Origin of the sequence: Micromonospora sp. NPDC005686 (genome assembly GCF_042871665.1) — a bacterium.
Lineage (GTDB): Bacteria > Actinomycetota > Actinomycetes > Mycobacteriales > Micromonosporaceae > Micromonospora.
Genome location: NZ_JBIAIY010000001.1, coordinates 32,616 through 54,706, shown reverse-complemented (window position 1 = coordinate 54,706; position 22,091 = coordinate 32,616). Strand labels below are relative to the sequence as shown.

Genomic DNA, 22,091 nt, shown 5'->3' with positions numbered 1-22,091 from the left:
CGACCCGCCCGCCCGTGGCGCAACGGCCCGGTCGGCGTGTCGGCCGTCAGCTCACGGCGGCGAGGAACTCGCTGTAGAACAGCCCCAGCGCGATGGCCACGCCGATGCCGGCGATGATCCAGAAGCGGACCACGATGTTTACCTCGCTCCAGCCGGCCAGCTCGAAGTGGTGCTGCAGCGGCGACATCCGGAACACGCGCTTGCCGGTGGTACGGAAGGAGATGATCTGGATGACCACGGACATCGTGACGATCACGAACAGGCCGCCCAGGATCGGCAGCAGCAGGATGGTCCGGGTGGACATCGCCATGCCGGCGATCAGGCCACCCAGGCCGAGCGCGCCGGTGTCACCCATGAAGATCCGCGCCGGGGACGTGTTCCACCACAGGAAGCCCACACACGCCCCGGCCGCCGCACCGGCGATCAGCGCGATCTCCAGCGGGTCACGCACGGCGTAGCAGTACGACTCGGTGTAGTTCGGGTCGGCGCACCAGTGCCGGTACTGCCAGAACGCGATGAGCGCGTACGCCGCGAGCACCATCACCGAGGCGCCGGTGGCCAGTCCGTCCAGGCCGTCGGTGAGGTTGACGCCGTTCGTGGCCGCCATCACCACCATGATGATCACGATCACCGCGCCGACCTTGCCGATCTCCAGCGCCGTGATGTCCCGGATGAAGCTCAGCGTGGTGCTGCCGACCGTCTCGGTGTTCGTCGCGTTGCCGCTGACGTCGGTCATGCTCGACGGGAAGTAGACCGCCACCGCGCCGAACGCCGCGCCGACAAGGATCTGCCCGGCCAGCTTGCCGCGCTTGTTGAGGCCGCCGCTGTGCCGCTTGCGCACCTTCAGGAAGTCGTCGATGAAGCCGACCGCACCGGAGAACACCATCAGCCCCAGCAGCACCAGCGCCGTGATGGTCGGCTCGACCTGCGCGATCTGCTTGTCCGGCAGCGTGGTCAGCGCCAGGTGCCCGGCGACGTACGCGATGACGGTGGCCAGGATGAACACCACGCCGCCCATCGTCGGCGTGCCCTTCTTGCCCTGGTGCATGGCCGGGCCCTCGGCCCGGATCGGCTGCCCGGCCTTGAGCCGGGTGAACACCTTGATCGCGATCGGGGTGCCGAACAGCGAGATCAGGAACGCGACGCCGATGGCGACGATGACCGCCCTCATGCGGCGCCGCCCTCCGTCGCGCCCTCGGGGGCGTCCGCGCGCAGCGCGTCGGCCACCTCCCAGGTCCGGTACCGGGAGCCCTTAACCAGCACCACGTCTCCCGGACGCAGCCCGCTCCGCAGCACCTCGACGGCCGCCGCCTGATCGGTGAGCAGCACCGACTCTCCTCCCCAGTTACCTACCGCTGTCGCGCCCTCGTGGATCGGCGCCGCCGGCTCGCCCACCACGAGCAGCCGGTCCACTCCCAGCTCGGCCGCGAGCCGGCCGACCTGCTGATGCCCCTCGCGTTCGAAGTCGCCCAGCTCGGCCATGTAGCCGAGCACCGCGACGGTACGCCCCTCCCCGCGCATGCTGGCCAACGCCCGCAGCGCCACGCCGGTGGAGGCCGGGTTGGCGTTGTACGAGTCGTCGATCACGGTCACCCCGTCGGGACGCTCGAAGACGTCCATCCGCCGGGTGGAGACCAGGCCCAGCTCGTTCAGCGCCGCCGCCAGGTCGGGCAGCGGCAGGCCCAGCTCCCGGCCGACCGCTGCGGCGGCGAGCGAGTTGGAGACCTGGTGCCGGCCGGTCAGCCCGAGCCGCACCGGCGCGCTGCCCTCCGGGGTGACAAGGGTGTACGACGGCCGTCCCCGGCCGTCGAGCGTCACCTCCACGGCCCGCACGTCGGCGCGCTCCGACTCGCCGTAGCGGATCACCCGGGCCCGGGTACGCGTCGCCATCGCGTCGACCCGCGGGTCGTCGGCGTTGAGCACGGCCAGCCCGTCTTCCGGCAGCGCCTCGACCAGCTCCCCCTTGGCGAGCGCGATGGCCTCCACCGAGCCGAACTCGCCCAGGTGCGCCACGCCGACGTTGAGCACCACCGAGATCCGCGGCGGCACCACGTCGCACAGGTAGCGGACGTGCCCGACCCCGCGGGCGCCCTTCTCCATCACCAGGTAGCGGGTCTGGGAGGTGGCCTGCAACGCCGTGTACGGGTGCCCCAGCTCGTTGTTGAACGAGCCGGGCGGCGCCACCGTCGCGCCGAGCCGGACCGCGATCTGGGCGATCAGGTCCTTGGTGGTGGTCTTGCCGGACGATCCGGTCAGCCCGATCACCGTCAGCCCGGGCAGCCGGTCGACCACCGTGCGGGCCAACCGGCCCATCGCGTCGAGCGCGTCGCCGACCAGCACCATCGGCACGCCCGGCACCTCCCGGGTGCCGAGCACCGCCACCGCGCCGGCGGAGATTGCGCCGGCCGCGTAGTCGTGGCCGTCCACCTGCTCCCCGGGGAAGGCGACGAACAGCCCGCCCGGGCTCACCTTGCGGGAGTCGAACTCGACGGTGCCGGTGATCCGGGCGTCCGGGTCGGCACCGGCCAGCCGGCCGTCGACAGCGGCGGCCACCTCGGCCAGCGTCAGCGGGATCACCGCTGACCCACCAGGTCACCGAAGCGGGCGCGCAGCGCCGCCGCCAGCTCCACCCGGTCGTCGAACGGCAGCACCTCGCCGCCGATCTCCTGTCCGCGTTCCTGGCCCTTACCCAGCACGGCCACCACGTCACCCGGTTCGGCCACCCGGACCGCCTCCTCGATCGCCGCCCGCCGTCCGGGCACCTCGATGGCGCGGGCCGGGGTCGCGGCGGCGTACGCGCCGGCCAGCACCTCGGCCCGGATCGCGGCCGGGTCCTCGGTCCGCGGGTTGTCGTCGGTCACCAGCACCACGTCGGCGCCGCGCGCGGCCACGCCGCCCATCACCGGCCGCTTGCCCCGGTCCCGGTCGCCGCCGGCGCCGAGCACGCAGATCAGCCGGCCGGTGGTCAGGCCGCGCAGCGCGGTCAGCACCGCCTCGATCGCGTTGGCCTTGTGGGCGTAGTCGACGACCCCGCGCACCGGGGCGTCCCCGCTGACCAGTTCCAGCCGGCCCGGCACGCCACCGCAGGCGGCCACGCCGCGCGCCGCCGTCTCCGCGTCCACCCCGGCGGCGACCAGCAGCGCGACGGCCAGCAGCGCGTTCGCGACGTTGTGCCGGCCGGGCAGCGCCACGCCGGTGGGCAACATCAGGCCGTCCGGCCCGTGCAGCGTGAAGCGCTGCGCGTACCCCTCGCCGTCGACGCCGTCGGCCCACCAGGTCGCGTCCGGGTCGCCGGCCGCCGAGTAGGTGACGGTGCCCGGCTTGTACAGCGGGCGCAGCGCCGGATCGTCGTGGTTGAGCACCTCGACCCGGCAGCGGCCGTCGAACAGCCTGGCCTTGGCCGCGAAGTAGTCCGCCTCGTCGGCGTGGAAGTCCAGGTGGTCGGAGCCGAAGTTGGTGTAGCCGCCGACGTCGAACCGGACACCGCCGACCCGGCCCATGGCGAGGGCGTGGCTGGACACCTCCATGACCACGGTGTCCACCCCGTGCTCGCGGGCCACCGCGAGCATGGCATGCAGGTCGGTGGCCTCCGGTGTGGTCCGGACGCTGTCGATCACCAGGTCCCCGAGGCGGGTCTCCACGGTGCCGATGAGTCCGGTGACGTGCCCGGCGGCGCGCAGCCCGGACTCCACCAGGTAGCTGGTGGAGGTCTTGCCGGCGGTGCCGGTCACCCCGATCACGGCCAGGCCGGCGGTCGGGTCGCCGTAGATGGTCGAGGCCACCTCGCCGAGCGCGTCGCGCGGGTCGTCGACGACGAGCACGGGCAGGTCCGTGCCGGCCGCCAGCGCCACGCCTGCCGGGTCGGTGAGCAGCGCCACCGCGCCCGCCTCGGCGGCGGCGGCGGCGAACTCCGCGCCGTGGCGCCGGACGCCGGGCAGGGCGGCGTACAGGTCGCCGGGGCGTACCTCCTGGCTGGCGTGGGTCACGCCGGTGACGGCCGGCTCGGCGGCCTCCTCCGGCACGGTCGCCGCCAGGCGGGCGGCGAGGTCGCCGAGCCGTACGGGACGCACGGTTGTGGGACGTGGATTGCCGGGCACGGCGTCAGACCCTACCCGGTCGTCCGGTTCCGACCGCACAGCCGCCCCGGTGGTTCGTCGCCACTCACCGATGATGTCCCGCCGTCCCCGCTCAGCGCGGAAAGACCTCGAACTTCGGGGACTTGTTCGTGAGCGACGGCGGCACCCGGTAGTGGCGGAGAGTGAAGCCCATCATCTCCCGGAACGCGGGCGCGGCGACCGCGCCGCCACCGCCGCCGGGGCTCCACACGAAGACCGCCACCACGTACCGGGGGTTCTCCGCCGGGGCCATGCCGATGAACGAGCCGACCTCGCCGGGCTGGAGCTTGCCGCCGTCGTAGCGCAGCCCGGTGCCGGTCTTGCCGGCCACCCGGTAGCCGGGCACCGCCGCGGCCAGCCCGGTCGCCGGGCCTTCCGGGCCGTCGACCGTGGTGACCGCCTCCATCATCTGGCGCAGCGCCGCCGCGTTGGCCGGGCTGAGCACCGAACGGGTGGTGGGCGCCGCGGCGGGGCTGCGCGCGCCGTCCGCGCCGATGGTCTCCTTGACCAGGTGCGGCTGCACGTACGTGCCGTTGTTGGCGATGGCGGCGTACGCGGCGGCCATCTGCAGCGGCGTGGCGTCCACGCTGTGCCCGATCGGCACCGACCCGTACGCCGAGCCGCTCCACTGGTCCGGCGGCAGCAGCCGGCCGGGCGCCTCACCGGGCATGCCCTCGCCCGTCGCCTGGCCCAGCCCGAACCGCTTCTGGTAGTCGAACAGCCGCTCCTTGCCCAGTTTCTCGGCGACCTCGATGGTGCCGACGTTCGACGAGTAGGCGAGCATGCCGGGGATGCTCATGGTGCGGCCGCCCACCGGGTGGGTGTCGCGGAAGGTGATGCCGCCCCGCACGATCGTGTTCGCCACCGGGAACGAGGTGTCCGGCGTGATCACGCCCTCCTGGAGCGCCGCGCCGTACGTGATCGCCTTGTGGATCGAGCCGGGGTCGACCACGAAGGTGGTGGCCGCGTCGTCCCGGTCGGCCGGCGAGCCGACCTTCGTGGGGTTGGCCGCGTCGTACGTGGGCTGGCTGGCCTGCGCCAGCACCTCACCGCTCGGCACCTCGATGATCACCGCCGCGCCGACGCTGCCCTTCACCTTCGCCGTCTGCCGGGCCAGGATCCGCTGCGTCATGAACTGCAGGTCCCGGTCGACGGTGAGCTTCAGCGAGCTGCCCGGTTGCGGCTGGGTGGTGCGGCTGTAGCCGCCCGGGATGGGTGCGGCCAGGTCTCCGAGGCCCACCTCGTAGGTCCGCTTACCCGCCTGCCCGCGCAGCACGTCGTCGTACTTGGCCTCCAAGCCCTCCAGGCCGTTCATGTCCTGGCTGACGAAGCCGATCAGGTTGGCGGCCAGGTCGCCGCCGGGCACCTCACGACGCTCGTCGCGGTGCACGTTGATGCCGGCCAGTTCGAGCGCCATGATCCGCTTGGCGGTGCCGATCTCGACGCCACGGGCCAGGTAGACGAACTGCAACGGGGTGTCGGTGCCGGGCAGGGTGCGCTTGCGCATCTTCTCGGCCAGGTCGGAGGCGGGCATCCCGAGCAGCGGGGAGAGCAGGCGCGCGGCGGCGAACCGGTCCTTGACCCGGGTCGGGTCGGCGAACACGTACCGGGCCTCGACGCTGTGCGCCAGCGGCTCGCCGCTGCGGTCGAGGATCGCCCCGCGCGCGGCGGGCAGCTCGACCACGGCGAGCCGGTTGGGCAGGCCGCCGTCGGCGTATGCCGGGGTGTCCACGGTCTGGAGGTAGACCAGGCGCACGCCGATGCTGGCGAACAGCGTCAGCGCCAGCAGGGTGCCGAGCCGCAGGCGCCGGCGCGGGTCGCCCAGCCGCGGCGGCCGGCGCGGCTTGCGGACCGGGCGGCGGGGCTGGGCGGCCGGGCGGCGCGGCTGGGACCGGCGGCGCGGCGGCGGTGCGTCGTCCTCGTCGTCGAACGGTTCCCGCACCGGCCGGGACGAGACAGTCCGCACCACGCCGGCCCGGCTGCCCGCGGCGGTGGACCGGCGGCCGGACCGGGCGCCGTCGGTGGCGGGCTCGCGTGTGCCGGCCCGCCCGGCCCGGCCGCCGTCGAGCACCTGCAACGCGGGTCGGAACGGGTCGCCGGACCGGTTGCTCCGGGGGGTACGCCGTTGCTCGGCGCCACCGCCCTCACGCACGGTCCGCCCGCGCGGGGTGTACGCGCGGGCGTCGGAGATCCCGCCGAGGCCCGGCTCGCGCGGCTCCGACCCCCGCGACGATCCGCGCCGGGAGCCAGTGGCGTCCCGGCGCGGATCCTCCGATCTCGGCGGCATCGCTCAGCCTCCGTTGCCCTGCTGGCTGGTGACCGACGGGGCGCCCTGCGCGGGGTGCGGCACCCCGATGGTCTGCCCGTCCGGCAGCCGGATGTACGCCGGGTCCTCGGACTCGACCAGGCCCAGCTTGCGGGCGTTCGCGGTCAGGTTGCCGGGCGCCTTCTGCTCGGCGATCTCCTTCTTCAGCTCCTGCTCGTCGACGTTGAGCTTGTTCTGCTGCTGCTGGAGCTTCTCCAGCTTGAAGGCGTTCTCGTTGATCTTGGTGTTGACGGCCAGGATGCCCAGCACCCCGCCGACCACGAGCACCAGGATCAACGCGACGAAGGGCGCCCGGGGAACCCGGATCGGCGCCGGCGGGGCGACCCGCAGGCGCGGCGCCGGCGTGCCGGTGACCCGGGTACGCTCGGCCGGCCGCAGGGCGGCGCTGCCCTGGGTCGGGAACTCGCGCGCCGCCCCCCGGGCGCGAGTGTCCTCCCGGCCGCCGGCCGCCGTCGTGTCTCGCGTGGTGCGCTGCGCCGCGGTCCGGCCCCCCGACCGCGGTGCGCGCTGCCCGACGGCTCCCCGGCCGTCGCGCTTCTCGACGTTCATGTCCCCTCCCCCTCCTCGTCCGTCCCGTTCGCGTCTCCCGGGGCCGACCGCGGGTCCTCGCCGGACCCCGGTGACCCCGTCCCCGGTTGGTGCATCGCCTTCGCCCGGCGGCGGTACCGTTCGCGGTCGGTACGCCCCTGCCGGGCCGCCTCCGGGTCGAGGCGTTCCGCTGCTCGCAGCCGCACCGAGGCGGCACGCGGGTTCGCGGCCACCTCCGTCTCCCCGGGCAGCTCGGCGCCCCGGCTCAACAGCCGGAACGTCGGGCCCGACCCGGGCAGCTCGACCGGGAGGTCGATCGGGCCCTTACTGCGGACCCGGTCGGCGAGCGCCTGCTTGGTGAGCCGGTCCTCCAGCGAGTGGTAGGACAGGACCACCATGCGGCCGCCCACTGTGAGCTTGTCCAGAGCAGCCGGCAGCGCCGTCTCCAGCGCTGCCAGCTCTCTGTTTACCTCGATCCGTAAAGCCTGAAACGTTCTCTTCGCCGGGTGTCCACCGGTTCGTCGGGCCGGGGCCGGAATGGCGTCGCGGACCAGCTCGGCCAGCCGGGCCGAGGACGTGATCCGGGTCCGCTCCCGCTCCCGGATGATCGCCGAGGCGATCTTTCCGGCGAACTTCTCCTCGCCGTACACCCGCAGCAGGCGGGCCAGGTCCGGGTGGGAGTAGGTGTTGACCACCTCCTCGGCGGTCACCCCCCGGGTCTGGTCCATCCGCATGTCCAGCGGCGCGTCCTGCGCGTACGCGAACCCGCGGTCGGGCGCGTCGAGTTGCAGGGACGAGACGCCGAGGTCGAACAGCACCCCGTCGATCGCCGGGTAACCGAGCCGGTCGAGCACCTCGGGCAGCTCGTCGTAGACGGCGTGCTCCAGGTGGATCCGGTCGGCGAACCGGGCCAGGCGGACCCGCGCGTGGGCCAGCGCCTCGGTGTCCCGGTCCAGGCCGATCAGCACCGTGTCCGGGTGCGCCGTGAGCACCGCCTCGGCGTGTCCGGCCAGGCCGAGCGTGGCGTCGACGTGCACGGTGCGACCGGGCCGGCCCAGTGCGGGGGCCAGCAGCTCGAGGCACCGCTCGAGCAGCACCGGCACGTGCGTGCCGCGTAGCTCCCCCATGTCGACCCCCACCCCGTTCGCCAGCCGTTCGGTCACGTGTCCGTCGTCGCCACGACGCCTCGCCATACCGCCAGATCCCCATCCGCTCCCGCCCGCCGGAGGCCGAGGCCCTCCGTGTCGGATCGTGCGCCTGGCACCGGGGAAGGGGTGCCAGGAACTCGAAAGCGGCTGGAGATCTCGCAGTACGTCGGGCGCCGTCACGCCCTACAGACCGCCGGGCAGCACCCCCTCCTCGATGTCGGCGAAGTCGTCTTCGCTCTCCGCGAGGTAGGCCTCCCAGGCCGCCCTGTCCCAGATCTCCACCCGGGTGCTCGCTCCGATCACGACCAGATCCCGGTCCAGTGCCGCGTACGACCGCAGGTGGCCGGGAATCGTGACCCGCCCCTGCTTGTCCGGCACCTCGTCGTGCGCGCTGGCGAAGAAGACCCGGCTGTAGGCCCGGGCCGCCTTGCTCGTCATCGGCTGCGCGCGCAACTGGTCGGCGATGCGCTGGAACTCGGGCATCGGGAAGACGTAGAGGCAGCGCTCCTGCCCTTTGGTGATCACGACACCCCCCGCCAGCTCATCCCGGAACTTCGCCGGAAGGATCAACCGGCCTTTGTCGTCCAGGCGCGGAGTGTGGGTGCCGAGGAACATCGGCCCAACCCCCTCGCCCTGAGCGGCGTTCGCGGCGCCGCTGACCCCCCGGGCCGGTGCGGCCCTCCCGGCCTCACCATCGCGCCCCACTCTACTCCACTTCCCTCCACCTGCAACCAGAATCGCCCGCGCGGCGTGGCGTTTCCGCGCGCAAAACCGCACGTCAACCCGGGTGGGGCGGAGTGGAGGGGGCAGGGCGCCCGCCGCACCGTCCGCTACCCGACATCGACCGCCGCCGTCCGGCCCCACGCGCTCCGGCCGTCCGCCGCGCCGTCCCCGGCCGAACGGTTCGCCGTCGGCGGCGATCTGGTGGAGGTGGCGGTCCGGTAACCTCGCTCGGGTGACGGACGCGAAGATGCCCTTGCGGGCGAAGGTGGCCAGCTCTGTGTCGCGCACCGCCGCGGCGCTGTCGCGGGCCGCGGGCCGTGGCGACGGCTCGGTGATCGGCGGCTGGATCGGCCTCAAGATCGACCCGGACCTGCTCGCCCACCTCTCGGCCGGGCGCGCGATCGCCCTGGTGTCCGGCACCAACGGCAAGACCACCACGACCCGGCTCACCACCGCCGCGGTCGGCGTGCTCGGCCGGGTCGCCACCAACTCCTTCGGCGCGAACATGCCCACCGGCCACACCTCGGCGCTGGCCAAGGCCGGCAGCACGCCGTACGCGGTGCTGGAGGTGGACGAGCACTACCTCGCCCAGGTGCTGGAGGCGACCGAGCCGCACGTGGTGGCGCTGCTCAACCTCTCGCGCGACCAGCTCGACCGCGCCAAGGAGGTCGCCATGATGGCGCAGCTCTGGCGCGCCGCCCTGGTCCGGCACCCGCGGGTACGGGTGGTCGCCAACGCCGACGACCCGATGGTGGTGTGGGCCGCCTGCCCGCCGGCCGACCCGGCCCAGGGCCACGTGCCGCCGCACGTCACCTGGTTCAGCGCCGGGCAGCGCTGGCACGACGACTCCTGGGTCTGCCCCGAGTGCGGCTCCACCATCCAGCGTTCCGGCGAGCAGTGGTGGTGCACCGGCTGCCCGCTGCGCCGTCCCGAGCCGAACTGGACGGTCGAGGACGACGGCGTGCTCGACCCCACAGGGGCCTGGCACAAGATCCAGCTCCAGCTCCCCGGCAAGGTCAACCTGGGCAACGCGGCCACCGCCCTGGCCGTCGCCGCCGAGTTCGGCGTACGCCCGGTGGACGCGGTCTCCCGGCTCGGCAGCGTCACCTCGGTGGCCGGCCGCTACGCCCAGGTGGACCGCGACGGGCGCAACATCCGGCTGCTGCTGGCGAAGAACCCGGCGAGCTGGCTGGAGGCGTTCGACATGGCCGACGTCGCGCCGACACTGCTGTCCATAAACGCCCGCGACCCCGACGGGCTGGACACCTCCTGGCTGTTCGACGTGGACTTCTCCCCACTGATCGGCCGACAGGTGCTGATCACCGGCGACCGGGCGTACGACCTGGCGGTGCGGCTGGAGGTGAACGGCGTGCCGTTCCAGCACGTACGCAGCTTCGACGAGGCGGTCCGCGCGGTGCCGCCGGGCCGGCTGGAGGTCATCGCCAACTACACCGCCTTCCAGGACATCCGAGCGGAGCTGGACCGTGTCAACTGAGAGCCTGCGCATCGTCTGGATCTATCCCGACCTGCTGTCCACCTACGGCGACCGGGGCAACATGCTGATCCTGGCCCGCCGGGCCCAGCTGCGCGGCATGCCGGTCGAGGTGCTCGAGGTCCGCTCCGACCAGCGGCTGCCCGCCACCGCCGACATCTACCTGATCGGCGGCGGCGAGGACGGCCCGCAGGCGCTCGGCGCCCAGCGCCTGATCGCCGACGGCGGCCTGCACCGGGCGGTGGCCCAGGGTTCGGTGGTGTTCGGCGTCTGCGCCGGCTACCAGCTTCTCGGCACCTCCTTCTTCGCCAAGGGCACCCGATGCACCGGGCTGGAACTGCTCGACCTCTCCTCCGACCGGGGCCCCACCCGCGCGGTGGGCGAGCTGGCCGGCGAGGTCGACCCGCGGCTGGGCATCCCGCACCTGTCCGGCTTCGAGAACCACGGCGGCCGCACCCACCTCGGCCCGGGCGTGTCCCCGCTGGCCCGGGTCACCGCCGGGGTCGGCAACGACGGGGCCACCGAGGGCGCGTGGCGGGGCAAGCTGCTCGGCACCTACTCGCACGGCCCGGCGCTGGCCCGCAACCCGGACCTGGCCGACCTGCTGCTGCGCTGGGCGACCGGCATCCACCAGCTCCCCCCGCTCGACGACACCTGGGCCGACCGGCTCCGCTCCGAGCGCCGCGCAGCGGTGGCCGCCGCACCGAGGCCGTGACCGACGCCGCCCGGCCGGGGCGGCGACCGGTGGCCCGCAGGCTCGCCGGGTTGCTGCGGCAGCCCTCGGCGCGCCGGTTCGGGCTGCTTCTGCTGCTGCTCGCCGGGTTCGGCGTGACGCTGCTGCTGGCGCCCCGGCCGGATCCGGCCGCCCTGCCCCGGCTCGCCGACTCGCTCGGCGGCTACGGCCCGCCCGCGGCGGTGATCGGCGGTGCGCTGCTGCTGGTGGCGCTGGTGCCGCGGACGTTCGTCACGCTCGCCGCGGGCGCGATCTTCGGCCCGGTGCAGGGCGCCGCGTACGCGCTCGGCGCGGCGCTGCTCGCGGCGGCCATCGGCTTCACTGTCGGCCGGGTGCTCGGGCGCGACTTCGTCGCCGAGCGGGTACGCGGCCGGCTGGCCCGCCTCGACGGCTGGTTCGCCCGGCAGAGCGTCGTCGGCGTGGTCACCGTGCGGCTGCTGCCGATCGCCGGGTTCGGTCTGGTCAGCTACGGCTACGGCACCACCGCCGCCCGGGTGCTGCCGTTCCTGGCCGGCAGCGTGATCGCCTCCGCCCCGACCGCGATCGGCTACGCGGCGATCGGCGCGGCCGCCACCAGTCCCGGTTCGATCAACTGGTACGCGGCCGCGCCGGCCAGCCTCGGCCTGATCGCCAGCGCGCTGCTCATCCACCGCTGGTGGCGGGCGGAACGGCGCCGCCGCCTCGACCAGGGCTGAGCCGGCCGGCGACCCGGCGGGGGCGCACCCGGATCGGCACGCCCACGCCGCGGTCTCAGGCGACGACGGAGACCATCCGCCCCTTCACCACGATCACCTTGCGCGGCTCCTTGCCGGCCAGCGCGCCGGCCACCGCCTCCAGCGCCGCCGCGCGCACGGTCTCCTCGGTCGCGTCGGCCGGCACCTCGACCCGGCCGCGGACCTTGCCGTTGACCTGCACCGGGTACGTGACCGACTCGGCCACCAGCAGGGCCGGGTCGGCGACCGGGAAGTCCGCGTACGCCAGCGAGTCCTCGTGGCCCAGCTTGTGCCACAGCTCCTCGGCCATGTGCGGGGCGAACGGCGCGACCATCAGCACCAGCGGCTCGGCCACCTCACGCGGGGTACGCGCCAGCCGGGTCAGGCCGTTCGTCAGCTCGATCAGCTTGGCGATGGCGGTGTTGAACCGGATCCCGTCCATGTCGGCGCGGACCCCGTCGATCGCCTTGTGCAGCAGCCGCCGGGTCGCGTCGTCGGCCGGCTCGTCGGTGACCCGCAGCTCACCGGTCTGCTCGTCGACGACGGTGCGCCAGACGCGCTGCAGGAAGCGGTACGAGCCGACCACCGCCCGGGTCTCCCACGGGCGGGACACCTCCAGCGGGCCCATCGACATCTCGTACACCCGGAACGTGTCCGCCCCGTACGCCGCACACATGTCGTCCGGGGTGACCACGTTCTTCAGCGACTTGCCCATCTTGCCGTACTCGCGCCGGACCTCGGTCTCGCCGTGGAACCAGCGGCCGTCGACCTCGACGACCTCCTCGGCGGGCACGTAGGCGCCGCGCGGGTCGACGAACGCGTACGCCTGGATCATGCCCTGGTTGAACAGCCGGCGGAACGGCTCGAACGACGAGACGTGGCCCAGGTCGTACAGCACCTTGTGCCAGAACCGGGCGTACAGCAGGTGCAGCACGGCGTGCTCGGCGCCGCCGACGTACAGGTCGGTGCCCCCGCAGTCGCCCGCGCCGCGCGGCCCCATCCAGTACGCCTCGTTCTCCGGGTCGGCGAAGCGTTGCGAGTTGGTCGGGTCCAGGTAACGCAGCTCGTACCAGCAGGAGCCGGCCCACTGCGGCATCACGTTGGTCTCCCGGGTGTAGCGCTTGGGCCCGTCACCCAGGTCCAGCTCCACCTCCACCCAGTCGCGCCGCCGCGACAGCGGGGTCTCCGGGTTGCTGCCGGCGTCCTCCGGGTCGAACGTCTTCGGCGAGAAGTCCTCCACCTCGGGCAGCTCGACCGGCAGCATCGACTCGGGCAGCGCGATCGGCGCGCCGGTGGAGTCGTACACGATCGGGAACGGCTCGCCCCAGTAGCGCTGCCGGGAGAACAGCCAGTCGCGCAGCCGCCAGGTGACCGCGCCGGCCCCGTGCCCGTTCGCCTCCAGCCACCCGATGATGCGCGCCTTGGCGTCGGCCACGCCCAGGCCGTCCAGGTCGATGCCGCGCTCCGGCGCGGCGCTGTTGACGGCCGGGCCGTCCCCGGTGTACGCCTTGCCGTCGAAGCCCTCCGGCGGCTGCACGGTCCGCACGATCGGCAGCTCGAAGACCTCGGCGAAGTCCCAGTCCCGCTCGTCCTGGGCGGGCACTGCCATGATCGCGCCGGTGCCGTACCCGGCCAGCACGTAGTCGGCGATGAAGATCGGGATCTGCCCACCGGTCGCCGGGTTGATGGCGTAGGCGCCGACGAAGACGCCGGTCTTCTCCTTGCTGTCCGCCTGCCGCTCCACGTCCGTCTTGGCCGCGGCGGCCTTCCGGTACGCCTCGACGGCCTCGCGCGGGCCGGCGTGCCCACCGGTCCAGGCGTCCCGGGTGCCCTCCGGCCAGGCGGCCGGCGTCAGCACGTCGACCAGCTCGTGCTCGGGCGCCAGCACCATGTAGGTGGCGCCGAAGACGGTGTCCGGCCGGGTCGTGAACACCCGCACCGGGGCCGCGCCGGTCGGGAAGTCGATGTGCGCGCCGGTCGACCGGCCGATCCAGTTGCGCTGCTGCAGCTTGATCGGCTCGGGCCAGTCCAGTGTGTCCAGGTCCTCCAGCAGCCGGTCCCCGTACGCGGTGATCCGCATCATCCACTGCTTCAGATTGCGCTTGAAGACCGGGAAGTTGCCGCGCTCGGAGCGGCCGTCGGCGGTGACCTCCTCGTTCGCCAGCACGGTGCCCAGCCCCGGGCACCAGTTCACCGGCGCCTCCGAGACGTACGCCAGGCGGTGGTCGTCGACGATCCGCCGCCGCTCCCCCACTGTCAGCTCGGCCCACTGACGCCCGTCGGGGGTGGCACGGGTGCCGCCCTCGAACTCGGCGATCAGCTCGGCGATCGGGCGGGCCTTCCTGGCCTCGGCGTCGTACCAGGAGTTGAAGACCTGCAGGAAGATCCACTGGGTCCAGCGGTAGAAGTCGGTGTCGATGGTCGCCACCGAGCGCCGCTCGTCGTGGCCCAGGCCCAGCCGGCGCAGCTGCTCCCGGTACCGCTCGACGTTGGCCACCGTGGTGGTCCGGGGGTGGGTGCCGGTCTGCACCGCGTACTGCTCGGCGGGCAGGCCGAACGCGTCGAAGCCCATCGCGTGCAGCACGTTGCGCCCGGCCATCCGCTGGTAGCGGGCGTAGCAGTCGGTGCCGATGTAGCCCAGCGGGTGCCCGACGTGCAGGCCCGCGCCGGACGGGTACGGGAACATGTCCAGCACGTACAGCTTCTCGGCGTCGGCGCGCGGGTGACCCGGGTCGGCCAGCGGCCCGGTCGGGTTCGGCGCGTGGAAGGTGCCGTCCCGCTCCCAGGTGTCCTGCCAGCGGTGCTCGATCTCGTCGGCCAGGGCGGCGGTGTACCGGAACGGGGGGATGTCGGTCGCCGGTGCGGCTGCCTCACTCATGGCGTCTCCTCGGCGCGGATCGATACGAAATATGTGGGCGGTCTGCTGCGGGCACAAAAAAGCCCCTCGCGCAGGAGGGGCGGCCGTGCTGTCGCGCGTTTTCAGCGCATCAACACGGCTCGGTAAGAAGCAGGAAGAACCCGGCCATGCACGCAGTGTACCTCGCCCCCCTCGGCGTCGGCGCGCCCGTTCCGGCCGGTCGTCCGGTCCCCCGGTCTGGCGAATATTCCGGGCGTAACCGACCGACCACCTGCGGGAGTCGGCGATAACGACAAACATGGTTAGCCTGAGAGGCCAGTGAGATTACTGCGGCAGACGAGGCTCGGCGTCGCGAACCCAACGGCGGGTCCAGGTGCTCTATAAAGAGCTGCCGTCCAGGCGACGAGGAGGAGGCCCGTGACACAACAGACCTGGGACGAGGTGGGCGGTCTGCTGCCGCACGACGAGTTCCGCGCCGCCAGCGAGGCCATCGTGGCCAACATCGAGCAGGTCATCGAGGGCAAGACCGCCACCGTCCGGCTCGCCCTGGCGGTGCTGCTGGCCGAGGGTCACCTGCTCATCGAGGACGTGCCCGGCGTCGGCAAGACCAAGCTCGCCAAGGCGATGGCCCGGTCCATCGACTGCTCGGTCCGGCGGATCCAGTTCACCCCCGACCTGCTTCCCAGCGACGTCACCGGCGTCAGCGTCTACAACCAGGAGACGCACGACTTCGAGTTCCGCCCCGGCGCGGTCTTCGCCAACCTGGTCGTCGGCGACGAGATCAACCGGGCCTCCCCGAAGACCCAGTCGGCGCTGCTGGAGTGCATGGAGGAGCGGCAGGTCACAGTCGACGGGGTCACCTACCAGTTGCAGACGCCGTTCATGGTGATCGCGACGCAGAACCCGATCGAGATGGAGGGGACCTACCCGCTGCCCGAGGCGCAGCGGGACCGGTTCACCGCCCGGATCGCCATGGGCTACCCGGACCCGCGGGCCGAGCTGGCGATGCTCGACGGGCACGCCGCCACCGACCCGCTGCCGGGGCTGCGGCCGGTCTCCGACGCGGCCACCGTCCGCCGGCTGATCGGCCACGTCCGGCAGGTGCACGTCGCCGACGCCGTCAAGCAGTACGCGATCGACCTGGTCACCGCCACCCGGGAGGCGCCCGACCTGCGCCTGGGCGCGTCCCCGCGCGCCACGCTCCAGTTGCTGCGCACCGCCCGCGCGGTGGCCGCCCTGGAGGGCCGCGACTACGTCCTGCCGGACGACCTCCAGGTCCTCGCGGTGCCGGTGCTGGCGCACCGGATCATCCCCACCGCCGACGCGCAACTGGCCCGGCGCACCACCGACGCGATCGTCTCCGAGCTGGTGCACCGCCTGACGCTCCCGCACGACCGGCAGCGCTCGCCGTACGACACCCGGCCCGGCGGCGGCAACAACGGCCGCGGGCCGTACGAGCCGCGGAGGCCGTGACGTGCGCGACGGCCTGCGTGGGCTGACCACCCGCGGCCGCTCGTTCCTGGCGGCCGCGGTGGCCGCCGCGATCTCCGCCGGCATCCTCGGCGAGAAGGACCTGCTCCGGGTGGCGGTCCTGCTCGCCGTGCTGCCCCTGCTGGCCGCCGCGTACGTCGGACGCAGCCGGTACAAGCTGGCCTGCAACCGGTCGCTGGAGCCGCACCGGGTGCCGGTCGGGGCCAGCTCCCGGGTGGTGCTGCGGTTGCAGAACCTGTCCCGGCTGCCCACCGGCACGCTGCTGCTGGAGGACCGCCTGCCGTACGCGCTGGGCAGCCGGCCCCGGGTGGTGCTGGAACGGCTCGGCGCGCACCAGGCCAGCTCCGTGGCGTACACGGTCCGGGCGGACGTGCGGGGCCGCTACGAGGTCGGGCCGCTGGTGATCCGGCTGACCGACCCGTTCGGGCTGTGTGAACTGACCCGGTCGTTCCCCAGCACCGACCACCTCACGGTGATCCCGCAGGTCACCCCGCTGCCGTCGGTGCGACTCCCCGGTGAGTACGCGGGCAGTGGCGACAGCCGGGCCCGCTCGGTGGCCGTGCACGGCGAGGACGACGCCGCCACCCGGGAGTACCGGAGGGGCGACGACCTGCGCCGGGTGCACTGGAAGTCCACCGCCCGCACCGGTGAGCTGATGGTGCGCCGCGAGGAGCAGCCGTGGGAGAGCCGCGCCACCGTGGTGCTCGACACCCGTGCCGGCGGGCACCGGGGCGAGGGCCCGACGGCCAGCTTCGAGTGGGCGGTCTCGGCCGCGGCCAGCATCACCGTGCACCTGCGGGAGGCCGGCTACAAGCTGCGGCTGGTCACCGGCAACGGCGCCGACGTCGGGGCCACCGAGGCCGGCGGCGAGGGACTGCTGCTCGACCATCTCGCCGACGTGCACCTGGACCGGCGCGGTGAGATCACCACGCTGGTGCAGCAGGTCCGGCAGCGGGCCGACGGCGGTCTGATCATCGCGTTGCTCGGCACGCTCGGCGCCGCCGAGGCGGAGCTGCTGGCCGGGCTGCGCGGCAACGGCGCCACCTGCGTGGCGTTCCTGCTGGACAGCAACACCTGGCTCAACCTGCCACCGAACGCCCGGGCCGAGGCGGAGCGGGCACACGGCGCCGCCGCGCTCGCGCTGCTGCAGAGCGGCTGGCGGGTCATCGGGGTGGAGCACGGCACCCGGCTGCCGATGGTGTGGCCGCAGGCCGGGCGGGGCTCGCAGGGTTTCGCACTGCGGGCGGCCATGGCCGAGACGGTGGCCGGCGGACGACGATGACCGGAAGGATGCCCCTGTGACCCCGCACCGCAACATCGGGTTCGTCGCCGCGGCGGCGACGCTGCTGGCGGCGGCCCCGCTGTCGGCGATCTTCGAACGCTGGACCTGGCTGATCCAGGCCGCCATCGTGGTCGCCGTGGTGGCCGGCTCGGCCGCGTTGAGCCGCCTGGGCCGGTTCCCGCTGTGGGGGCAGGTGCTGGCCATGCTGGCCGGGCTGACCCTGGGCCTGACGTGGGTCTTCCCCGGCGGCACCGAACTGCTCGCCTTCGTGCCGACCCCGGCCACGTTCACCCACTTCGGCGACCTGCTCCAGTCCTCGTTGCAGGACATGCGCTCGTACGGCGTGGAGGTGCCGGACGTCGACTCGCTGCTGTTCCTCGCGGTTCTCGGCATCGGCGCGGTGGCCGTGGTGGTGGACGTGCTCGCGGTCGGGTTGCGCCGGCCCGCGCTGGCCGGGCTGCCGATGCTCGCCATCTACTCGGTGCCGGTCGCGGTGTACGTGGACAGCGTCCCGGCCACCCCGTTCGTGCTCGGCGCCGCCGGTTACCTCTGGCTGCTGGTCACCGACAACGTCGACCGGGTACGCCGGTTCGGCCGCCGGTTCACCGGTGAGGGGCGCGACGTGGACGTCTGGGAGGCGTCCCCGCTGGCCGCGGCGGGACGACGGCTCGCAGTGGTCGGCGTGATCGTGGCGGTGGCGCTGCCGCTGGCCGTGCCCGGGATGACCGGCGGGCTGATGAACAACGTCGGCAACGGGCCCGGCGACGGCAGCGGGCGGCCGGGCCAGGGCGGCACCTCGGGCCGGGTCGACCTGTTCGCGGCGCTCAGCGGCCAGCTCAACCAGAGTCAGGAAGTCGAGCTGGTCAAGGTCAGCACCGACGAGACGACCCCGTTCTACCTGCGCCTGGGCGTGGTGGACGACCTGCGGCCGAGCGGCTTCCAGGCACGCGTGCCTACCGGGCGGCCGATCAGCCGCCCGCTGCCCGACCCGGGGGAACGCGCCACGCGCGGCGTGGAGCAGCGGCGCTACCGCGCCACGGTCGAGGTGACGAAGAACCTCAACATGCCGTTGCTGCCGGTCTACGCCGAGCCGGTCGACACCGACGACCTCAACGGCAACTGGCTGTACGACCCGAACCAGCAGGTCGTCTTCTCCAACCGGGACAACGCCCGCGGCAAGAGCTACTCGTTCGACTACGTCCGGTCCACGTTCAGCCCCACGGCGCTGCGCGCGGCCCCGTCGCTGCCCTCGGACAGCCCGGTGATGCGGCAGCAGACCGAGCGGCCGTCGGTCCCGGCCGTCGAGGAACTGGTCGCGCAGTTGGTGAAGGGCAAGCCGAACGACTACGACAAGGTCCGGGCGATCTACGACTACTTCTCGGTGGAGAACGGCTTCACCTACTCGCTGTCCACCCGCAACGGCAGCAGCGGGGAGGACATCACCGACTTCCTCGCCACCAAGGTCGGCTACTGCCAGCAGTACGCCGCGGCGATGGCCTGGCTGGTCCGGGCCGCCGGCATCCCCGCCCGGGTGGCGGTCGGGTTCACGAACGGCAGCAGGGCAGACGGCGGCACCTACGTGCTGACCAACCAGAACCTGCACGCCTGGAGCGAGGTCTACTTCGGCGGGATCGGCTGGGTGCCGTTCGACGCCACCCCGGCGGCAGCGGTGGCCGGCTCGGTCCGCTCGGCCTGGGCGCCGGACATCGACGCCCCCGAGGAGGTCACCCCCTCGGCCGGCAGCACCGCCGCTCCCGACGCGGCCGGCCCGTCGGCCGGGCCGAACGAGGCGGACCGGCTGGACAAGGAGACCGACCAGGGCCTGACCCTGAACCAGGGCGGCCCGGCCGAGGAGAGCCCGGTCTGGCCGTGGTGGCTGGCCGGCGGTCTGCTGGCGTTGCTGGCGCTGCTCGCCGTACCGGCCCTGCGCCGTTCCGCCCTGCGCCGCCGGCGCGTCCGGACGGCCACGCCCGCGGCCACCGCGCTGCCGGTGCCGGGCCAGCGCGGCGAGACGCGGGAGGTGGCCGTCGGCGTGGACGCCGAAGCGGCCCGCGCCGACGCGCATGCCGCCTGGGACGAGCTGCTCGACACGCTCGTCGACTTCCAGGTCCGGGTGGACCGCACGGAGACCCCGCGGGCGACCGCCGAGCGGCTGGCCCGGGAGGCGCTCACCGAAGGCGGAGACGCCGCGACCGGGGTACGCCTGCTCGGCCGCGCCGAGGAGCGAGCCCGGTACGCCCGCGACCCGTTGACCGACGCGGACCTGCAGCCGGCGCTGCGTACGGTGCGGGGCGCGCTGGCGGCCGGCGCGGACCGCCGTACCCGGCTGATGGCGGCGCTGCTGCCCCCGTCGGTGCTGCTGCGCTGGCGTACCGGCCTGGCCGAATGGTCGGCAAGGGTGGTGACCACGAGCGGCCAGGTCCGGCAGCACCTGACGCGCTGGAGCCCTCGCCGCCTGTTGGCCGGCCGCGCCGCCCGCTGACCCCGTCCTCTCCCCGTCCTCTCCCCGCCCGCTCCCCCGTCCGCCCCGCCCGTGCGTCACAGCGGTGGTCAAGGAGTTTGTGTCCACATCCGGCCCGCCCCCGGAGGGCGAGCGCGAAGCAGCCCGATGGCGGGCCTAACCAGCAGCAGCGTCAGCTCTGGCGCGCGCGGCCCAGGCACAACAGGTGCAGAGGGAGACGCGGCGGCGCACGCCGACCGGCGGGACGGCTCACCCCCGCGAACGGGCCGGGAGCGGGCATGGCCGAGAGAGCGCCCTCAGCCGCGTGCGCCACGGCGACCGGCAGCAGGTCGCCCCGGCGGCGCCTGCGATGAGTGCCGCCGGTCTCCCGCCCCATGAGGTCAGGGGCGGGACGTGGTCAGCGGTGGCCCTCCGGGCGCTGCCGCCAGCGGTCCTCCATCCGGTCGAGGAAGGAGCCCCGGCGGCCACCGCCACTGCGGCCACGGGAACGACGCCGGCTCGTTGTGCCGCCGACCACGTGCAGGTCGGGCGACTGAGATCTGCGGTGCGACTGCGCCGCGAAGATCAACGAGGCCAGCATGACGACGAAACCCGCCACTGCCACCACGGGAATCTTGATCACGGCACCGTAGATCAACAGGGCCAGACCAGCGACGACCAGGCCGGCAGCGACGAGCACGCGACGCCGCGCGTGGAAACGCGGGTCGCTGGCGCGCACGGCCGAGGCGAATTTGGGGTCCTCGGCAAGCGACCGCTCGATCTGCTCGAACAGCCGCTGCTCGTGCTCCGAGAGCGGCACGGCACTCCTCCCCGGTCACGTTGGTCGGCCCGGGCGGGCCGACAGACCGTGGCAGCCATCCGGCTGCTTACCCGCAAGTCTACGAGGGCCCCCGCGCGTCGGAAAGCGGGACGACCTACGGCCGGGCCGGTTTTTCGACTTGTCGTGTATCGCGACGGCCGAGAAGACTGGCCGGACCTATGACGGACCGCCCGAATCGGGCGGCCGCCGCGTCGGCCGCCGCCTCCGCCTCACGCCAGCCGCGCTCCGGCGCGCCCAGGGTGAGCTGCTGCGGCGTCTCCCCGGCGGGGGCGAGACCTTCCATCCGGACACCGACCAGCCGAATCGGCTCGCCGGGGGCGAGCGCGGTCCACAGCGCCCAGGCCGTGTCGAACATCTCCCGGGCGGTGTCGGTGGGCACGGCGAGGGTGCGGGAGCGGCTGATCGTCCGGAAGTCGGCGAAGCGGACCTTGAGCGACACGGTGCGCCCGACCTGTCCGGCCGCGCGCAGGCGAGCGCCGGCCTTGTCGGCGAGCGCGAGCAGGGACCGCCGGATCTCGACCGGGTCGCTCACGTCGGTGTCGAACGTGACCTCGGCGCCGATCGACTTCTCCACCTGCTCGGGCGTGACAGCGCGCGGGTCACGCCCCCGGGCCAGCTCGTGCAGTTGGGTGGCGGACGCCTCGCCCACTGCTCGACGCAGCAGGCCGGACGGCGCCTCGGCCAGGTCGCGTACGGTGCGCAGGCCGAGGCGGCGCAGCGCGTCCGCGGAGCGCTCCCCCACGCCCCACAGGGCGGACACCGGCAGCGGGTGCAGGAAGTCCAGCACCCGGGCGGCCGGAACCACGAGCAGGCCGTCGGGTTTTGCCCGGGTGGAACCGAGTTTGGCCACGAACTTGCTCGGCCCCACCCCCACCGAGCAGGTCAGTCGCTGTTCCTCGGCGACCCGGCGGCGGATCAGCGCGGCGATGTCGGCGGGCCGGCCGAACAGTCGGCGGGCGCCCGCCACGTCGAGGAACGCCTCGTCCAGCGACAGCGGCTCGACCAGCGGGGTGACGTCCCGGAAGATCTGCATGACCGCCCGCGAGGCCTCGGTGTAGGCGGCGAAGTCGGGCGGGAGGTAGACCGCGCCGGGGCAGAGCGCCCGGGCGCGGGCGGTGGGCATCGCGCTGCGGACGCCGTATCGCCGGGCCTCGTAGCTGGCGGAGCTGACCACGCCGCGCGGCCCGACGCCGCCCACCACCACCGGCCGGTTGCGCAGCTCGGGGCGGCGGCGCACCTCCACCGAGGCGTAGAACGCGTCCATGTCGACGTGCAGGACGGTGCAGCCGGTGTCGTCGGCGTCCGGCCCGAAGCGCGGATCACCGCCTCGGGGCAACGACTGGCTGCGGCCCATGCCAGCAGGCTAGCCCGCCGGTCCGACAACCCACCGCCCGCCGGCCCG

The 22,091-nt window shown here is 73.7% G+C and carries 16 protein-coding genes; 6 read left to right on the top strand and 10 right to left on the bottom strand.

Features of this window, described 5'->3' with window-relative positions; genetic code table 11:
• Positions 1–46 precede the first annotated feature (46 nt).
• From mraY to mraZ, 7 genes are all read right to left on the bottom strand, one after another.
• Complete coding sequence (gene mraY, locus ACFYON_RS00240) at positions 47–1,171, bottom strand: phospho-N-acetylmuramoyl-pentapeptide-transferase (protein WP_354870151.1); 1,125 nt, start codon at positions 1,169–1,171, stop codon at positions 47–49.
• Positions 1,168–2,577: a UDP-N-acetylmuramoyl-tripeptide--D-alanyl-D-alanine ligase gene (gene murF / locus ACFYON_RS00235; RefSeq protein WP_354870148.1), complete on the bottom strand. Its 1,410-nt coding sequence runs from the start codon at positions 2,575–2,577 to the stop codon at positions 1,168–1,170. The genes mraY and murF overlap by 4 nt, the downstream gene beginning before the upstream one ends.
• A complete protein-coding gene (locus ACFYON_RS00230; RefSeq protein ID WP_387189846.1) occupies positions 2,574–4,136 on the bottom strand; it encodes a UDP-N-acetylmuramoyl-L-alanyl-D-glutamate--2,6-diaminopimelate ligase in 1,563 nt (520 codons plus the stop codon). Before ACFYON_RS00230 ends, murF begins: the two co-directional genes overlap by 4 nt.
• Before the next feature lie 52 nt (positions 4,137–4,188).
• On the bottom strand, positions 4,189–6,402 hold the full coding sequence (locus tag ACFYON_RS00225) for a penicillin-binding protein 2 (RefSeq protein ID WP_357707356.1): 2,214 nt from the start codon (positions 6,400–6,402) through the stop codon (positions 4,189–4,191).
• A gap of 3 nt (positions 6,403–6,405) precedes the next feature.
• On the bottom strand, positions 6,406–6,990 hold the full coding sequence (locus tag ACFYON_RS00220; protein ID WP_354870142.1) for a hypothetical protein: 585 nt from the start codon (positions 6,988–6,990) through the stop codon (positions 6,406–6,408).
• Positions 6,987–8,096: a 16S rRNA (cytosine(1402)-N(4))-methyltransferase RsmH gene (gene rsmH, locus ACFYON_RS00215; RefSeq protein ID WP_354870310.1), complete on the bottom strand. Its 1,110-nt coding sequence runs from the start codon at positions 8,094–8,096 to the stop codon at positions 6,987–6,989. The genes ACFYON_RS00220 and rsmH overlap by 4 nt, the downstream gene beginning before the upstream one ends.
• A gap of 204 nt (positions 8,097–8,300) precedes the next feature.
• A complete protein-coding gene (gene mraZ, locus ACFYON_RS00210; protein WP_073831045.1) occupies positions 8,301–8,732 on the bottom strand; it encodes a division/cell wall cluster transcriptional repressor MraZ in 432 nt (143 codons plus the stop codon).
• 355 nt (positions 8,733–9,087) lie between these two features.
• Here mraZ and ACFYON_RS00205 point away from each other — a divergent pair, with 355 nt between their 5' ends.
• From ACFYON_RS00205 to ACFYON_RS00195, 3 genes are read left to right on the top strand one after another with little or no spacing between them, the layout of a single operon-like run.
• Entirely contained in the window at positions 9,088–10,335 is a 1,248-nt protein-coding gene (locus ACFYON_RS00205) for a MurT ligase domain-containing protein (RefSeq protein WP_354870308.1), read from the top strand.
• A complete protein-coding gene (locus ACFYON_RS00200; RefSeq protein WP_354870138.1) occupies positions 10,325–11,047 on the top strand; it encodes a glutamine amidotransferase in 723 nt (240 codons plus the stop codon). The genes ACFYON_RS00205 and ACFYON_RS00200 overlap by 11 nt, the downstream gene beginning before the upstream one ends.
• 29 nt (positions 11,048–11,076) lie before the next feature.
• Positions 11,077–11,760, top strand: a complete 684-nt coding sequence (locus ACFYON_RS00195) for a TVP38/TMEM64 family protein (RefSeq protein ID WP_387188801.1) — start codon at positions 11,077–11,079, stop codon at positions 11,758–11,760.
• Between the two features lie 55 nt (positions 11,761–11,815).
• Here the strand turns inward: ACFYON_RS00195 and leuS are convergent, their stop codons facing one another.
• Positions 11,816–14,656 carry a leucine--tRNA ligase gene (gene leuS / locus ACFYON_RS00190; protein WP_357707353.1) on the bottom strand — a complete coding sequence of 947 codons (2,841 nt, stop codon included), beginning with the start codon at positions 14,654–14,656 and terminating at the stop codon, positions 11,816–11,818.
• 396 nt (positions 14,657–15,052) lie between these two features.
• On the opposite strand from leuS, the gene ACFYON_RS00185 reads away from it, so the two are divergent.
• Genes ACFYON_RS00185 through ACFYON_RS00175 form a run of 3 tightly spaced genes read left to right on the top strand, consistent with a single transcriptional unit; the run spans position 15,053 to position 19,890 of the window.
• Positions 15,053–16,108, top strand: a complete 1,056-nt coding sequence (locus ACFYON_RS00185) for a MoxR family ATPase (protein ID WP_354870129.1) — start codon at positions 15,053–15,055, stop codon at positions 16,106–16,108.
• A 1-nt stretch (position 16,109) separates the two neighbouring features.
• Positions 16,110–17,408 (top strand): DUF58 domain-containing protein, encoded by a 1,299-nt coding sequence (locus tag ACFYON_RS00180; protein ID WP_355094826.1) that lies wholly within the window; start codon positions 16,110–16,112, stop codon positions 17,406–17,408.
• 16 nt (positions 17,409–17,424) lie between these two features.
• Positions 17,425–19,890, top strand: coding sequence for a DUF3488 and transglutaminase-like domain-containing protein (locus ACFYON_RS00175; protein WP_354870124.1), 2,466 nt, complete (start codon positions 17,425–17,427; stop codon positions 19,888–19,890).
• Positions 19,891–20,266: 376 nt separating this feature from the next.
• On the opposite strand, the gene ACFYON_RS00170 is transcribed toward ACFYON_RS00175, so the two are convergent.
• Positions 20,267–20,668 (bottom strand): DUF3040 domain-containing protein, encoded by a 402-nt coding sequence (locus ACFYON_RS00170; RefSeq protein WP_354870122.1) that lies wholly within the window; start codon positions 20,666–20,668, stop codon positions 20,267–20,269.
• 115 nt (positions 20,669–20,783) lie between these two features.
• Positions 20,784–22,043, bottom strand: coding sequence for a DNA polymerase IV (locus tag ACFYON_RS00165; RefSeq protein ID WP_354870119.1), 1,260 nt, complete (start codon positions 22,041–22,043; stop codon positions 20,784–20,786).
• Positions 22,044–22,091 lie beyond the last annotated feature (48 nt).

Coding starts and splice junctions, on each gene's coding strand:
- mraY (WP_354870151.1), bottom strand. CDS start 1,171: ATGAGGGCGGTCATCGTCGCCATCGGCGTCGCGTTCCTGATCTCGCTG.
- ACFYON_RS00225 (WP_357707356.1), bottom strand. CDS start 6,402: ATGCCGCCGAGATCGGAGGATCCGCGCCGGGACGCCACTGGCTCCCGG.
- leuS (WP_357707353.1), bottom strand. CDS start 14,656: ATGAGTGAGGCAGCCGCACCGGCGACCGACATCCCCCCGTTCCGGTAC.
- ACFYON_RS00165 (WP_354870119.1), bottom strand. CDS start 22,043: ATGGGCCGCAGCCAGTCGTTGCCCCGAGGCGGTGATCCGCGCTTCGGG.
- mraZ (WP_073831045.1), bottom strand. CDS start 8,732: ATGTTCCTCGGCACCCACACTCCGCGCCTGGACGACAAAGGCCGGTTG.
- ACFYON_RS00205 (WP_354870308.1), top strand. CDS start 9,088: ATGCCCTTGCGGGCGAAGGTGGCCAGCTCTGTGTCGCGCACCGCCGCG.
- rsmH (WP_354870310.1), bottom strand. CDS start 8,096: ATGGGGGAGCTACGCGGCACGCACGTGCCGGTGCTGCTCGAGCGGTGC.
- ACFYON_RS00220 (WP_354870142.1), bottom strand. CDS start 6,990: ATGAACGTCGAGAAGCGCGACGGCCGGGGAGCCGTCGGGCAGCGCGCA.